Below are 13778 nucleotides of genomic sequence, written 5' to 3'. Positions count from 1 at the left end.
CCCCCTCCATCATTCCTCTTGCTCAGGACAGCGAATGTCGTTCATCCAAGCCAATCTGATCCACTTGCTCGCCGCCGTCTGGTTTGTCGTCTGCTGGGGCGGTTACACCCGTTATGCCACCTGGAAGGCTCGCGATACGGCGTGTCTGGCCAGCGTGTTGCACCTTTACCGCGAAGACTGGATGCGCCGCATGCTGCTGCGTGACAACCGCATCGCCGATGCCAGCGTGATCGGCAATCTGGAGCGCAACGCCTCGTTCTTCGCCTCCAGCACGCTGATCATCCTCGCCGGTATTCTCACCGTGCTCGGCGCGTCCGACCGAGCTGTATCGTTGTTGGCGGATATTCCGATGGTGCAGCAGGCGTCGCAGGGCATGTCGGAGATCAAGTTGCTGTGCCTGGCACTGGTGTTCGTCTATGCGTTCTTTACTTTCAGCTGGTGCATGCGGCAGTACAACTTCTCGGCGATTCTGGTCGGTTCAGCGCCGATGATCGGCGAGCGCCAAGTGACCGAGCAGGAACGCAAGGCCTTCGCTTCACGGGCGGCGCGGGTGATTTCGATGGCAGCCAACCAGTTCAACTTCGGCCTGCGCTCTTATTACTTCGGCATGAGCATGCTGGCGTGGTTCGTCAGCCCGTGGCTGTTCATGATCATGAGCGCGGGAGTCGTGGTGGTTTTGTATCGCCGCGAGTTTCATTCCGACGTTCTCGATGTCATGGTCTATACCCCTACAGAGGCGCCCGTCCCTGAGGCAAACAAAGAGGCTGTTTGATGAGTATTCCGTTCTGGTGTGTGTTTATCAGTGCTTTATTGATCTACGTGGCGCGTATGCCGGTGGCCAAGGCCATGAAAGAGCAGGGCGGGTATGACAATCACTTGCCGCGGCAGCAGCAGGCGCAGTTGACTGGCTTCGGTGCGAGGGCGCTGGCGGCCCATCAGAACAGCATCGAAGCCTTCATCCTCTTCGCCGTCGGCGTGCTGATGGCGCATACCACGCAAACCGCGGGTTGGCTGATCGATGCGCTGGCGATCATCTTCGTGATCTCGCGAGTGTTCTATCTGTGGTTCTATCTGGCCGACCTGGCGAAGTTGCGCAGCCTGATGTGGCTAGTTGGCTTCATCTGTTCGTTGTTGCTGATGATTAGTCCGACTTTTAGAACCGTGTTACTCTAACCGGTAAATCACAGGCAAAAGAAAACCCGCACTTGGCGGGTTTTCTTTCACACCAGAAAGCTTATTGCTTTTTGGCGGCTTCTTCTTGAGCGGCGGCGTTCGATTCAGCCTGAGCTTTGGCAGCTTCGGCGTTTTCTTTTGCTGCGTCGTTCACTTTATCCTGAGCTTTGTTCATGTCTTGCTGAGCTTGCTCAGCATGTTGGTTGGCATCTTGAGCTTTGTCCTCGGATTTTTTATCGCAGGCAGCGAGACCGAGGGAAGCGGTCAACATCAAGGCAATAGCTAAAGTCTTACGCATGGGGTGTATCTCCTTATGGAAAATAACTACTGGCCTTAAGAACTCGGCGCTACGGGTTAAGTTCCTCAATTGTTTCAGATATATAAGTTTGTTTTATCACGGAACTTTTGCCGCTTTTCTCAATACTGGCACAAGGCCCAAACGCGAGTAATTATCACATGGCCGAAAACCCCGTTTTTGAGCGCGCGACGCGCTTTTTATCGGCATTGCGCCACTGTCAGGTCTTGGGTCTGCAAGTGCACAGTGCTTCCAGCGAAGGGCTGACGGTGATCCTGCCGTACAGCGAAAAAATCGTCGGCAATCCCGAAACCGGAGTCATCCATGGCGGCGCCATCACTTCGCTGATGGACACCGCCTGCGGCATGTCGACCCTTTGCGTGCTGCCGGAGTTCGAAGTCTGTCCGACCCTCGATCTGCGCATCGACTACATGCACGCCGCTGAACCGAACAAAGCGGTGTACGGCTTTGCCCAGTGCTATCGCGTCACCACCGACGTGATCTTTGCCCGTGGTTTTGCCTACCAGGACGATCCCGAGCAACCGATTGCCCACGTCGTCGGCACATTCATGCGCATGGGCACCGGTCTGAAGGGCAGCAAGGGTTTCGCGGGCGCGATCAAGGGAGCGAGCCAATGAGCAACGATCTCAGAGAGCAGCTGCAACAGGCTCACGCGCAGGGCGATTACGCTCCGCTGCTGGCGTTGATTCCCTATGCCGGGCTGATCGGTATCGAATGTTCGCGGGTCGGCGATGAGCTCTTGTTCAAGCTGCCGGCGAACAAGGACAACATTGGTAACCCTTTATTGCCGGCGATCCATGGCGGAGTGATTGCCGGCTTCATGGAGCTGGCCGCAGCCCTGCATTTGCTGATTTTCACCGGCACACCGGGTGTGCCGAAGATCATCGATTTTTCCCTCGATTACCTGCGCGCCGGGCAGTTTCGCGACACTTGGGCCAGGTGTCAGGTCTGCCGTCAGGGCCGTCGCGTCGCTAACGTAGCGGTCACTGCCTGGCAGAGTACCGAGGCCGAACCGATCGCCACCGCCCGCGCGCACTTCAAAATTGATGAGCCCTTGAAATCCTGAACAGCGCCCCCAACTCAGATGACAACCCGCCGCAGACCATTTCGGGTCGCGGCCACTGCCATCTGATTGGAGTTTGATGACCATGAGTGTGGAAACTCAAAAGGAAACCCTGGGCTTCCAGACCGAGGTAAAGCAGCTGCTGCACCTCATGATCCATTCGCTGTATTCGAATAAGGAGATTTTCCTTCGCGAATTGATCTCGAACGCCTCTGACGCTGTCGACAAGCTGCGCTTCGAAGCCCTGGCCAAGCCTGAGTTGCTCGAAGGTGGCGCTGACCTGAAAATCCGTGTGAGCTTCGACAAGGACGCCAAGACCGTCACCCTCGAAGACAACGGTATCGGCATGAACCGTGACGATGTGATCACCCACCTGGGGACCATCGCCAAATCCGGCACCGCCGACTTCATGAAAAACCTGTCCGGCGATCAGAAGAAAGATTCGCACCTCATCGGCCAGTTCGGTGTCGGCTTCTACTCGGCCTTCATCGTTGCCGACAAGGTTGATGTTTACAGCCGTCGCGCCGGCACTGCCGCCAGCGAAGGCGTGCACTGGTCGTCGAAAGGCGAGGGCGAGTTCGAAGTCGCCACCATCGACAAGCCAGAGCGCGGCACCCGCATCGTCCTGCACCTGAAATCCGGCGAAGACGAATTCGCTGATGGCTGGCGTCTGCGCAACATCATCAAGAAGTACTCCGACCACATCGCTTTGCCGATCGAACTGCCGAAGGAAGTCACTGCGGCCGAAGGCGAAGAGGCTCCAGCCGTTGAATGGGAAACCGTCAACCGTGCCAGCGCCCTGTGGACCCGTCCGCGCACTGAAGTCAAAGACGAGGAATACCAGGAGTTCTACAAACACATCGCTCACGACTTCGAAAATCCGCTGTCGTGGAGCCACAACAAGGTTGAGGGCAAGCTCGAGTACAGCTCGCTGCTGTACGTGCCGGCCCGCGCACCGTTCGACCTGTACCAGCGTGAAGCGCCGAAAGGCCTGAAGCTGTACGTGCAGCGTGTGTTTGTGATGGATCAGGCCGAGTCGTTCCTGCCGCTGTACCTGCGCTTCATCAAAGGCGTGGTCGATTCCAACGACCTGTCGCTGAACGTGTCGCGTGAGATCCTGCAGAAAGACCCGATCATCGATTCGATGAAAACCGCGCTGACCAAGCGTGTGCTCGACATGCTGGAAAAACTGGCGAAGAACGAGCCTGAGCAATACAAAGGCTTCTGGAAAAACTTCGGTCAGGTCATGAAAGAAGGCCCGGCAGAAGATTTCGCCAACAAAGAAAAAATTGCCGGTCTGCTGCGTTTCGCATCGACCCAGGGCGACGACGGCGAGCAGGTTGTCGGTCTGGCTGACTACCTGGCCCGCGCCAAGGAAGGTCAGGACAAGATCTACTACCTCACCGGCGAAACTTACGCGCAGGTCAAGAACAGCCCGCACCTGGAAGTCTTCCGCAAGAAAGGCATCGAAGTGCTGCTGCTGACCGATCGCATCGACGAGTGGCTGATGAGCTACCTCAGCGAATTCGACGGCAAGACGTTTGTCGACGTGGCGCGCGGTGACCTCGATCTGGGCAACCTGGATTCGGAAGAGGACAAGAAAGCCGCAGAAGAAGTCGCCAAGTCCAAAGAAGGCCTGGTCGAGCGTCTGAAAACTGCTCTGGGTGATTCCGTGGCTGAAGTCCGCGTATCCCATCGTCTGACCGATTCGCCGGCCATTCTGGCCATCGGCGAACAGGACCTGGGCCTGCAAATGCGCCAGATCCTCGAAGCCAGCGGGCAGAAAGTCCCGGATTCGAAGCCGATTTTCGAATTCAACCCAAGCCACCCGCTGATCGAGAAACTCGATGGCGAGCAGAGCGAAGAGCGTTTTGGCGACCTGTCGCACATCCTCTTCGATCAGGCCGCCCTGGCGGCGGGCGACAGCTTGAAGGATCCGGCCGCTTACGTGCGCCGGCTGAACAAGCTGCTGGTTGAACTGTCGGTTTGATCACGTTGTAGGAAAAACCCGCTTCGGCGGGTTTTTTCGTTCTGGTGTTTACTCAATCAGGAGTCAGAAATGAGCCAAGTCACTGTACGTTCCGTGGTCTATCAGATTGACGGCCAGGCCTATGAAGGTCGCCTGGCGTTCGACGCCGAGCACAAGGCTGCGCGCCCGGGTTTGCTGATGGCGCCGAACTGGATGGGCGTCAGCGCCGGTGCCGAAGACATCGCCAAGTCGGTCGCGGCCAAGGGTTACGTGGTGCTGATCGCGGATGTCTACGGCCAGAGCGTACGTCCGCAGAACGCTGATGAGGCGCTGGCAGCAATGATGCCGCTCAAGGACGACCGCGCGCTGCTGCGCAAACGTCTGCAAGTGGCTTTCGAGCAATTGCAGAGCCAGGGCGAAGCCACGGTGGATACTTCGAAACTGGCGGTGTTCGGTTTCTGCTTCGGTGGTTGCTGTGCGCTGGACCTGGCCCGCACCGGCGCGCCGGTAAAAGCGGCGGTGTCGTTCCACGGCACGCTGGATTCGCCGAACCCGGCGGATGCGCAGAACATCAAGGGCTCGGTGCTGGTGCTGCATGGCGCGTCCGATCCATTGGTGCCGAAAGAGCAACTGCCGGCATTCGAAGATGAGATGAACGCGGCGAAGGTCGACTGGCAACTGCTCAGCTACGGCGGCGCGGTGCACTCGTTTACCGATCCGCACGCCAATGTGCCGGGCAAGATGATGTACGACGAAAAGACCGCCAAGCGCGCGTTCAAGTCGATGCATGATTTGCTGGATGAAGTGTTCAAGGGCTGATTGCCCTCAGATCAAAAGATCGCAGCCTTCGGCAGCTCCTACATGAATCCGGTGTAGGAGCTGCCGAAGGCTGCGATCTTTTGCTTTCAACGGCTTGCCGGTAGTTCTATCCGCTCGATTTCCCCCGGCACCGTCGGCCAATCCTTGGCCGCCCACTTGCGCCGTGCCTCATCAATCGCCGCCGGATCGCTTGCAACAAAATTCCAGTTGATCCGCCTCGGACCGTCCAGCGCCGCGCCGCCGAACACCACCGCGTGCACATCGCTTTCGGCAAACAGGCTCATCTCTTCGCCGGCTGGCAACACCACCAGCGCATGCGGCTCGATCGCCTCGCCATTCAATTGCGCATCACCGCTCAACACGTACACCGCGCGTTCTTCATGCTCGGTCGGAATCAGCAGTGTGGTCGCGGTCTGCATCTTCACTTCCGCATACAACGTAGGAGAAAGCACCGGTACTGGCGATTCCAGGCAAAAGCCTGACCCGGCAATCATGCGAATCTGCACGCCAAGGTTATCGCTGACCGGCAACGTCGCTGCCGGGTGATGACTGTAATGCCCCGGGCCCTGTTCGTGGTCCTTGGGCGAGGCCAGCCAGACTTGCAGGCCGTGCAAGGTGAAGGTCTCGGCGAGCAGTGGGGCTGGCGTACGCTCGACGTGGGCGATGGCGCTGCCAGCGGTCATCCAGCTGACATCGCCGGCACCGACCACCTGATCGGAGCCCAGACTGTCCTTGTGCTGCAATTGCCCTTCGAACAGATAGGTAAGCGTCGACAGACCAATGTGCGGATGCTGTCGGATGTCCATACCTTTGCCCGTCGGATAAATCGTTTCGAGCATGTGGTCGAAAAACACGAAAGGCCCGACGTTGCGGCATTTGGCTGACGGCAGCGGGCGCAGAATCGGCTGGCCTTCGACGTCTTCGGCGCGCGGGCGGATGATCAGGAGTGACGTGTCCATGGTGCATTCCAGGCTGAGCGGGTGATGCCAGAAGCATAACCCGCCGCTGGCATCAGGAGGATTATTGGCTGTCGAAGCCTTGTGGGGCGTGGGTTTCGATGCTGACTTCGCTGTTAGTCATCAATTTGTGAATCGGGCAGCGATCGGCCACGCGCAGCAGTTCCTCACGCTGGGCGTCGGTGAGTACGCCTTTGAGCGTAAGGGTGACATGCAGGGCGTATTTGCCTTTCTGTTCCTGGCTGTTGTCGCGCTTTACCTCGACTCCCACGCCGGTCAGCGGGATGTCTTTTTTCTTCGCGTACATCTTCAGGGTCAGCGCTTTACAGGCGCCAAGGGCGGCGTCGAAGTAGTCGTGTGGCTCTGGCGCGGTGCCTTCACCCCCGGCGGCTTTCGGTACATCGGCAAACAATTCGTGGTCGTCGATCTGGACGGTGTGACGAAAACCTTCGGCAGAGACGGTATTGACGGTAACAGTCATGGAAACCTCACAGGCGGCAGGAAAAATCGTTCGATCAAAACAGACCTTGCAGCTATAGAGCATTCGCGGCAGTGGGCGTTCCGCTTTTCGGCAGGGCTGAACCCTTGTCGTTCGGGCGCGGTCTAGGCTATGCCCATCTGCCGGAGATTACTTGTGTCCTTGTCTCGTCTGAGTCTTGCCTGTCTGCTGCTGTTCGCTGGCAGCGCCAGTGCCCGCGAATACACTTACAGCGATGCGCACCTGCATTACGTGGATTTTTTCCAGGAAAGCGCCGGCATGCAGAAATTGCTCACGGCCATGAAAGAAAATTCCATCGAGCACGTGATGATTTCGGGCATTCCCGTGGCGAAGAAATGGCATGAAGACGAACCCAAGCGCCCGCGCTATTACGCCGGTGATGACGCCGATGCCTATTGGTACAGCGCCACCGATGTGATCATTGCCGACGCGGTGGAAAAACTGGCGCCGGAGCAGCGCCAGTACTTTCATCCGTTCCTGTCCGGCTTCAATCCCAATGACAAGAATTCCGCCGCGCACATTCAGCGCATGCTCGACCTGTATCCGGGTTTGTGGCAGGGCATCGGCGAGGTGTTCACCCGGCACGATGACCTGACCGCGCTGACCTCCGGCGACACACCCCGGGCCAACAACGAGGCGATGACCAAGATCTATCACCTCGCCGCGGAAAATGATCTGCCGGTGATGCTGCATTCCAACATCACTTCCAAGCGTGAGAAAAATCCGCTGTACCTGAAGGAGGTCGAAGAGCCGCTGCGCAATCATCCGCACACGCGATTCATCTGGGCGCACGCCGGCACCAGCGCCGAGATCCATCGGCATCAGACCCAGTTGCCGTTTCTCCTGCCGACCCTGACGCGCATGCTTGAGGCTTATCCGAATCTGTTTATCGACCTGTCGTGGAGCATGCTCACGCCGTATCTGCTCGACGAGCAGGGCAAGCCGCGCGCCGAATGGCTGGCGCTGGTGGAGAAGTATCCCGAGCGCTTCATGCTCGGCTCAGACGTAGTAGGACGGTTCAACAAACTCGGTCAGGAAATGCACAGCTACAAGCCGTTTCTCGATGCGCTGCCGGAAGCGGTGGCGCGCAAAGTCGCGCGGGATAACTTCCTGGCAATCTTGCCGCGCAACACAGGTAAACCCGCCGGTCCGCGCTGAAACGTCAAAGCCACGGGTTCGAACTAGCCGCTCGTCTGCCTATCGCCTTTTCGTCTTACGCAATTTCTAGGCAATGCCGATACCTTCTAAAGCAACCCGCTGCAGGCTGATGCAGCGCTTTTGGAAGGAGCCAGAGTGATGAATATCCGTAGTCTCAATATTGCCCCGCGTGCCGGTCTCGGTTTTGGCCTGCTGGCCCTGATGGTGTTCGCCCTTGGCGCGTTCGCCTTGCTGCAAATGTCGAACATGCGTGCGCAGTCCGATGAAGTCGACAACAACTGGCTGCCAAGCGTGATGGCGGTCGGTGAGATGAGTCAGGACATGCTGCGCCTGCGGGCACTGACCATGCGCCTGTTGCTCAACCGTGACCCCAAGGCACTGGAGCAGAATGTCGCCAAGCTCGACGAGCTGCGCAGTGGCTTGAGCGAAGCGCAGCAGCGTTATGACGCATTGATCGTTTTGCCGGAAGAGCGCGTATTGTTCGAACGCTTCAAGGGAACCGAGCACAAATACCTTGAGCTTCAGGCACAAGTCCTACAGCTGTCAGCGCAGAATCGGGTGGCAGACGCTTCGGCGATTCTCAACGATCAGATGAGTCCGCTGGCCGATGAAATCGCTGCCACCCTGCGTCAGCTGGTCGAGTTGAACAAGCAAAATGCCGGTCTCGCCACTGAGGCAGCGCGCTTGGTCTTCAAGCAATCGCGGCTGTGGGTCGCAGTAATGATCGCCATTGCCGCGCTGATTACCGTCGGCCTGGCGTTGCTGCTGACGCGCAGCATTGTCGTGCCATTGTCGCAATCGCTCAGCGTGGCCGAAGTGGTGGCCGGTGGGGATTTGACCGGCGACATTCACATCGTTGGCAGAGACGAGCCGGCGCGTCTGCTGCAAGCGCTGAAAAGCATGCAGCACAATCTGCGCGACACGATCCGGCGCATTTCCGAGTCGTCCACGCAACTGGCCTCGGCGGCGGAAGAGTTGAGCAGTGTCACCGAAGACGCCACTCGCGGCTTGTATCAGCAAAGTCAGGAAATCGAACAGGCCGCCACTGCGGTCAACCAGATGACAGCAGCGGTGGAGGAAGTGGCGAACAACGCCGTGGCCACGTCTGAAGCTTCTCGCGAATCCGACCGCATCGCCCGGCAAGGGCGCGAGCAAGTGCAGCAGACGGTGACGTCGATCGAGTTTCTCGCTGGCGATGTCACCAATAATGCCGCGCAGGTCGAGGCGCTGGCGCAAAAGGTTCATGGCATCAGCAAAGTGCTGGACGTGATTCGCTCGATCGCCGAACAGACCAATCTGCTCGCCCTCAACGCCGCGATCGAAGCGGCGCGCGCCGGCGATGCCGGGCGTGGTTTTGCAGTAGTGGCGGATGAAGTGCGCGCGCTGGCGCATCGCACCCAGCAGTCGACCCAGGAAATCGAGCAGATGATCGGCGGGATTCAGCAGGGCACCGATTCAGCGGTCAGTTCGATGCAGCAGAGCAATTCTCGGGCGCGCTCGACCCTCGAGCTGGCGAAGAGCGCAGGCTCGGCCCTGGAGGAAATTGCCTCGGCGTTTACCTTGATCAACGAGCGCAATCTGGTCATCGCCAGCGCCTCGGAACAGCAGGCAGCGGTGGCGCGCGAGGTGGATCGCAACCTGATGAATATTCGTGATCTGGCAATGCAGACATCGGCAGGGGCCAATCAGACCAGTGCGGCGAGTCAGGAGTTGTCGAAGTTGGCGGTGGATCTGAACGGGATGGTGGCGCGGTTTTCTGTCTGAATCAGCAGGCGACGAAATTCCTGTAGGAGCTGCGGCACGCTGCGATCTTTTGATGTTGACTCAAGATCAAGGTCAAAAGATCGCAGCCTCGTTTCACTCGTCAGCTCCTACAGGAAATGATGTGTTTGCGAAAACTGCGGACATTAAAAAGCCCCGCATTCGCGGGGCTCTTTGTTGTTGCAGTCGATCAGCTGCCTTTGACAGTCTTGCCGTTGACCGTACCGTCCTGGAGCATGATGTTGTACTCCTTGCCGTCAGTCTCGACCTGTTGCAGACGCACCAGCAGGTAATCCCAGTCTTTGGCGAACCACAGCACGGTGATGCGCTTGCTTTGTGTCGGATCGCGCACGCGTTCGACCTTGATCGCGTCGATCTGGCCGGCCTTGGTATCGACCTTCTCCGAACCCAGCACGCGGAAGTCGTAGGTATCGACTTCGCCATCATCAACCACCTGATAGCTCATGCTTTTCTTGCCGGCGGCGACGTCGTGCTGCAGCGCCAGTTGGTAGGTCGACTTGTCGACCATGCCACGGTTCAGCGGGATTTTCACCGCGTCGCCACGGTCGGTGCCGGTCACCAGTTTGTTGGCCCAGTCGAAGTCCAGATCAGCCTTTTTCGCTTTGCCCAGGCCACCACGTTCAAAGTGGTAGGACTGCGGCAGGAGGGTGTCCTTGTCCAGCTTCAGGGTGCTTTCTTCAGTCAGGCTGGCGATCATCATCGAGGCCTTGAAGCTGAGCTTCCAGACGCCGTTGGCTTCCTTGGTCAGGCTGCGTTCGGCAGTGCCGCTCATGGGCAGCTGCTTCCAGTCGGCGGTGTAGCTGGCGGAGAACGGTTGAAGGTCCGCTGCCTGCGCGAAGGGCAGGGCGAGCAGAGCGCAAGCGAAGAGCAGGGCGCGACGCATAATATCTCCTAGTGTCGAATCAAGTGGCCGCTGGCGGCGAGTAACTGGCCGTCGAGTAAAGCACCCTGGTCACCGAGTGTCAGCCTGCCTTCGGCAAACCAGCGTACTGCCATCGGGTAGATCAGGTGTTCCTGAACGTGGACTCGTTGCGCCAGACTCTGCGGCGTGTCGTGCAACTCTACCGGTAATACTGCTTGTACGACCAGTGGTCCGCCATCGAGTTCCTCGGTGACGAAGTGCACGGAGCAGCCATGTTCCGTGTCGCCGGCCTCCAGCGCGCGCTGATGAGTGTGTAACCCTTTGTATTTGGGCAGCAGCGACGGGTGGATGTTGAGCAGGCGACCCTGGTAGTGGCGCACGAAATCAGCGCTGAGAATGCGCATGAAGCCGGCCAGTACCACGAGTTTGGGGTTGAATTGGTCGATCAGTTCGATCATCGCGGCATCGAAGGCCTCGCGGCCCTCGAATGCCTTGTGATCCAGCGAGCGGGTGGCGATACCCGCGTCGCGGGCGCGTTGCAGGCCGTAGGCGTCGGCGCGGTTGGAAATCACCGCAGCGATGCGGACCGGGCTGTCGCCGGTCCGCGTGCTGTCGATCAGAGCCTGCAAGTTACTGCCGGTGCCGGACAACAGCACCACGACATCACAGGACTTTGGCATCAGTGAGCCTTGAGGTTCTTCAGCTCGACCTGCGCAGCGCCCTCGGCGGCCACGGCGATCTGACCGATGACCCAAGGCTGCTCGCCAGCGTCACGCAGAGTGTTCAGGGCCACTTCGACGTGCTCCTGAGCTACGCAGATGACCATGCCGACGCCGCAGTTCAATACGCGGTGCATTTCGGTTTCATCAACGTTGCCTTGCTCTTGCAGCCAGTCGAAAACGGCCGGGCGAGTCCAGCTGGCGACGTCGACCACAGCCTGAGCGCCTTTTGGCAGTACGCGCGGGATGTTGTCGAGCAGGCCGCCACCGGTGATGTGGGCCATGGCTTTAACGGCGCCGGTGTCTTTGATCAGCTTGAGCAGTGGCTTGACGTAGATGCGGGTCGGGGCCATCAGCAGGTCGGTCAGCGGTTTGCCGTCGAGCTGGGTGTTTTCGATGTCGGCGCCGGAGACTTCGATGATCTTGCGGATTAGCGAGTAGCCGTTGGAGTGCGGGCCGGACGATGGCAGGGCGATCAGCGCGTCACCGGTGGCAACTTTCGAGCCGTCGATGATTTCCGCCTTTTCCACCACGCCGACGCAGAAGCCGGCCAGGTCGTAGTCTTCGCCTTCGTACATGCCTGGCATTTCAGCGGTTTCGCCGCCGACCAGCGAGCAACCCGACAGTTCGCAGCCAGCGCCGATGCCGGTGACAACCTGGGCAGCGGTGTCGACGTTCAGTTTGCCGGTGGCGTAGTAGTCGAGGAAGAACAGCGGCTCGGCGCCGCACACCACCAGATCGTTGACGCACATGGCGACCAGGTCGATGCCGATGCTGTCGTGCTTGTTCAGGTTCAGCGCCAGACGCAGCTTGGTGCCGACGCCGTCGGTGCCGGAGACCAGCACTGGCTGCTTGTAGCCGGCCGGGATTTCGCAGAGGGCGCCGAAACCGCCCAGGCCGCCCATGACTTCCGGGCGCGCAGTGCGCTTGGCGACGCTCTTGATGCGTTCGACCAATGCTTCACCGGCGTCGATGTCTACACCGGCGTCCTTGTAGCTCAGGGAGGGTTGCTTGCTCATGATCCAGGCCTTTAGGGGAGGGGATTCAGGGGGTAACGACCGAGTTCAGCGGGAACATCGAACTCGATGGGCGATCGCCTCACGCGAGTTTCGAGGGGCCCGGCCGTTGCCGGTCTGCGAAGGCGCGCGATTTTATCAGGCTTGAGGGGCAGCGGCCATCCTCGCACCGACGGGCAGGGCCATATCGGCGGAAATTTTTTGCAATCGCAGGGTATGACTGCCTGTATAAGGTGTGGCGATTAACCGTCTATCGTTAGGACTGTGCAAAAACTTACCGCCACCGTGTGAATGTTTTGCCAGGGGTGGGGGTCACAGCCTTGCTCAAACGGTTCACGCGGCGTGTTCCAGCCGCTCCTGTCGACGGGAATTTTCCATGCGTTTTTGTAAATTGTTATTTGTAGGCTGCCTGACGCTGGTCAGCCTGGCGAGCCATGCCGAAAACCTCAAAGGCCTGTATCAGGTGCGTCAGCCGGTCAACGGCCAGGCGCCGGAAGAGCGCGATCGCGCCACGCAGGCAGCGCTCGATACCCTGGTGCTGCGCCTGACCGGCGACCCGAAAGCCGCGCAGAACCCGGGGCTGGCGCCGATCCGCAAGGACCCGCAGCAGATCATCAGCCAGTTCGGCTTCGACGCCGGGCCACCGGAAGTGCTGAAAGTCGACTTCGATCCGGCAACCACCGAGCAGGCCTTGCGCCGGGCCGGGTTGCCGGTGTGGGGCGCCAGTCGACCGTCGATCCTCGGCTGGTGGCTGAACGATTCAACTGAAGGTGCGAGCCTGGTCGGTGACGGTCAGGCCGCAGCCGCAACGTTGCGCACGGCCGCACAACATCGCGGTTTGCCACTGCGTTTGCCACTGGCTGATCTCAGTGAGCAACTGGTCGCCACCGCACCGGCGCTGGAAAGCGCTGATCCCGCGCCTCTGCGCAGTGCTTCGGAACGCTACAACGCCGACGCCTTGCTGGCGGTGCATGCCCGCGAAGAAGGCGGGCAGTGGCAGGCGAAGTGGCGCTTGTGGCTCGGTGATCAGAAAGAGGCCGGCAGTGTGCAGGGCGCTGATCAGGCAGCTGTTGCCGATGCGGTGATGCTGGCGGTAGCCGAGCGTCTGGCGCCGCGATTTGTCGCCAAGCCCGGCGCGTCGGGTCAGCAGACGCTGGAAGTGCAGGGCATGAATCTGGAGCACTATGCGGCGCTGCTGCGGTTACTCGAACCGTTCGGCGTGCGTCTGCAAAGCGTGCAGGGTGATCGCATCGTCTACCAGGTCAATGGCAGCGTCGATCAATTGCGCGCGCAATTGTCGCTGGCGAAGTTGCAGGAGCTGCCGGCCGAAGCGCCGGCCCCGGTGGCGCCTGCCCAGCCAGCGGCGGATGGTACGCCTGCGGTCGCAGCGCCGACCCCGGCAGCGGCGGCACCGTCGTTGCGGTTTCGCTGGTAAGTCTTTCCTTA

General features: G+C 59.6%; 15 protein-coding genes. 9 read left to right on the top strand and 6 right to left on the bottom strand.

The window, feature by feature from the left end; all coding sequences use genetic code 11:
• The first annotated feature begins 34 nt into the window (after positions 1 to 34).
• Positions 35 to 772 (top strand): DUF599 domain-containing protein, encoded by a 738-nt coding sequence (locus AC0IXA_RS06260; RefSeq protein WP_341638806.1) that lies wholly within the window; start codon positions 35 to 37, stop codon positions 770 to 772.
• Positions 772 to 1173, top strand: a complete 402-nt coding sequence (locus AC0IXA_RS06255; protein WP_016773683.1) for an MAPEG family protein — start codon at positions 772 to 774, stop codon at positions 1171 to 1173. The genes AC0IXA_RS06260 and AC0IXA_RS06255 overlap by 1 nt, the downstream gene beginning before the upstream one ends.
• A 61-nt stretch (positions 1174 to 1234) precedes the next feature.
• Here AC0IXA_RS06255 and AC0IXA_RS06250 read toward each other — a convergent pair whose 3' ends face one another.
• Positions 1235 to 1471: a hypothetical protein gene (locus AC0IXA_RS06250; RefSeq protein WP_007959016.1), complete on the bottom strand. Its 237-nt coding sequence runs from the start codon at positions 1469 to 1471 to the stop codon at positions 1235 to 1237.
• A 158-nt stretch (positions 1472 to 1629) separates the two neighbouring features.
• Here AC0IXA_RS06250 and AC0IXA_RS06245 point away from each other — a divergent pair, with 158 nt between their 5' ends.
• From AC0IXA_RS06245 to AC0IXA_RS06230, 4 genes are all read left to right on the top strand, one after another.
• Positions 1630 to 2106: a PaaI family thioesterase gene (locus AC0IXA_RS06245; protein WP_071171476.1), complete on the top strand. Its 477-nt coding sequence runs from the start codon at positions 1630 to 1632 to the stop codon at positions 2104 to 2106.
• Positions 2103 to 2555 (top strand): PaaI family thioesterase, encoded by a 453-nt coding sequence (locus tag AC0IXA_RS06240; RefSeq protein ID WP_016773686.1) that lies wholly within the window; start codon positions 2103 to 2105, stop codon positions 2553 to 2555. The genes AC0IXA_RS06245 and AC0IXA_RS06240 overlap by 4 nt, the downstream gene beginning before the upstream one ends.
• Positions 2556 to 2637: 82 nt before the next feature.
• Complete coding sequence (gene htpG, locus AC0IXA_RS06235) at positions 2638 to 4542, top strand: molecular chaperone HtpG (protein WP_038861952.1); 1905 nt, start codon at positions 2638 to 2640, stop codon at positions 4540 to 4542.
• 69 nt (positions 4543 to 4611) lie between these two features.
• The gene (locus AC0IXA_RS06230) at positions 4612 to 5340 is read left to right on the top strand and encodes a dienelactone hydrolase family protein (protein ID WP_341638808.1); all 729 of its coding nucleotides are present in this window, start codon (positions 4612 to 4614) and stop codon (positions 5338 to 5340) included.
• A gap of 86 nt (positions 5341 to 5426) precedes the next feature.
• On the opposite strand, the gene AC0IXA_RS06225 is transcribed toward AC0IXA_RS06230, so the two are convergent.
• Positions 5427 to 6299: a pirin family protein gene (locus AC0IXA_RS06225; protein ID WP_341638809.1), complete on the bottom strand. Its 873-nt coding sequence runs from the start codon at positions 6297 to 6299 to the stop codon at positions 5427 to 5429.
• A 61-nt stretch (positions 6300 to 6360) separates the two neighbouring features.
• A complete protein-coding gene (locus AC0IXA_RS06220; protein ID WP_341638810.1) occupies positions 6361 to 6777 on the bottom strand; it encodes an OsmC family protein in 417 nt (138 codons plus the stop codon).
• 129 nt (positions 6778 to 6906) lie between these two features.
• On the opposite strand from AC0IXA_RS06220, the gene AC0IXA_RS06215 reads away from it, so the two are divergent.
• The gene (locus AC0IXA_RS06215; protein ID WP_122747449.1) at positions 6907 to 7953 is read left to right on the top strand and encodes an amidohydrolase family protein; all 1047 of its coding nucleotides are present in this window, start codon (positions 6907 to 6909) and stop codon (positions 7951 to 7953) included.
• A gap of 138 nt (positions 7954 to 8091) precedes the next feature.
• The gene (locus tag AC0IXA_RS06210) at positions 8092 to 9717 is read left to right on the top strand and encodes a methyl-accepting chemotaxis protein (RefSeq protein ID WP_341638811.1); all 1626 of its coding nucleotides are present in this window, start codon (positions 8092 to 8094) and stop codon (positions 9715 to 9717) included.
• Positions 9718 to 9904: 187 nt separating this feature from the next.
• On the opposite strand, the gene AC0IXA_RS06205 is transcribed toward AC0IXA_RS06210, so the two are convergent.
• The 3 genes from AC0IXA_RS06205 to purM are packed head-to-tail and all read right to left on the bottom strand — an operon-like array spanning position 9905 to position 12335.
• Positions 9905 to 10618: a DUF3108 domain-containing protein gene (locus AC0IXA_RS06205; RefSeq protein WP_016773693.1), complete on the bottom strand. Its 714-nt coding sequence runs from the start codon at positions 10616 to 10618 to the stop codon at positions 9905 to 9907.
• Between the two features lie 8 nt (positions 10619 to 10626).
• Positions 10627 to 11277: a phosphoribosylglycinamide formyltransferase gene (gene purN, locus AC0IXA_RS06200; RefSeq protein WP_341638812.1), complete on the bottom strand. Its 651-nt coding sequence runs from the start codon at positions 11275 to 11277 to the stop codon at positions 10627 to 10629.
• Positions 11277 to 12335 carry a phosphoribosylformylglycinamidine cyclo-ligase gene (purM, locus tag AC0IXA_RS06195; RefSeq protein ID WP_341638813.1) on the bottom strand — a complete coding sequence of 353 codons (1059 nt, stop codon included), beginning with the start codon at positions 12333 to 12335 and terminating at the stop codon, positions 11277 to 11279. The genes purN and purM overlap by 1 nt, the downstream gene beginning before the upstream one ends.
• Before the next feature lie 373 nt (positions 12336 to 12708).
• Between purM and AC0IXA_RS06190 the strand changes: the two genes are divergently transcribed.
• On the top strand, positions 12709 to 13767 hold the full coding sequence (locus AC0IXA_RS06190; protein ID WP_341638814.1) for a DUF2066 domain-containing protein: 1059 nt from the start codon (positions 12709 to 12711) through the stop codon (positions 13765 to 13767).
• The last annotated feature ends 11 nt before the right edge of the window (positions 13768 to 13778 follow it).

This window comes from Pseudomonas sp. AC083 (genome assembly GCF_979253165.1).
This window is presented reverse-complemented; position numbering and strand designations above follow the sequence as displayed.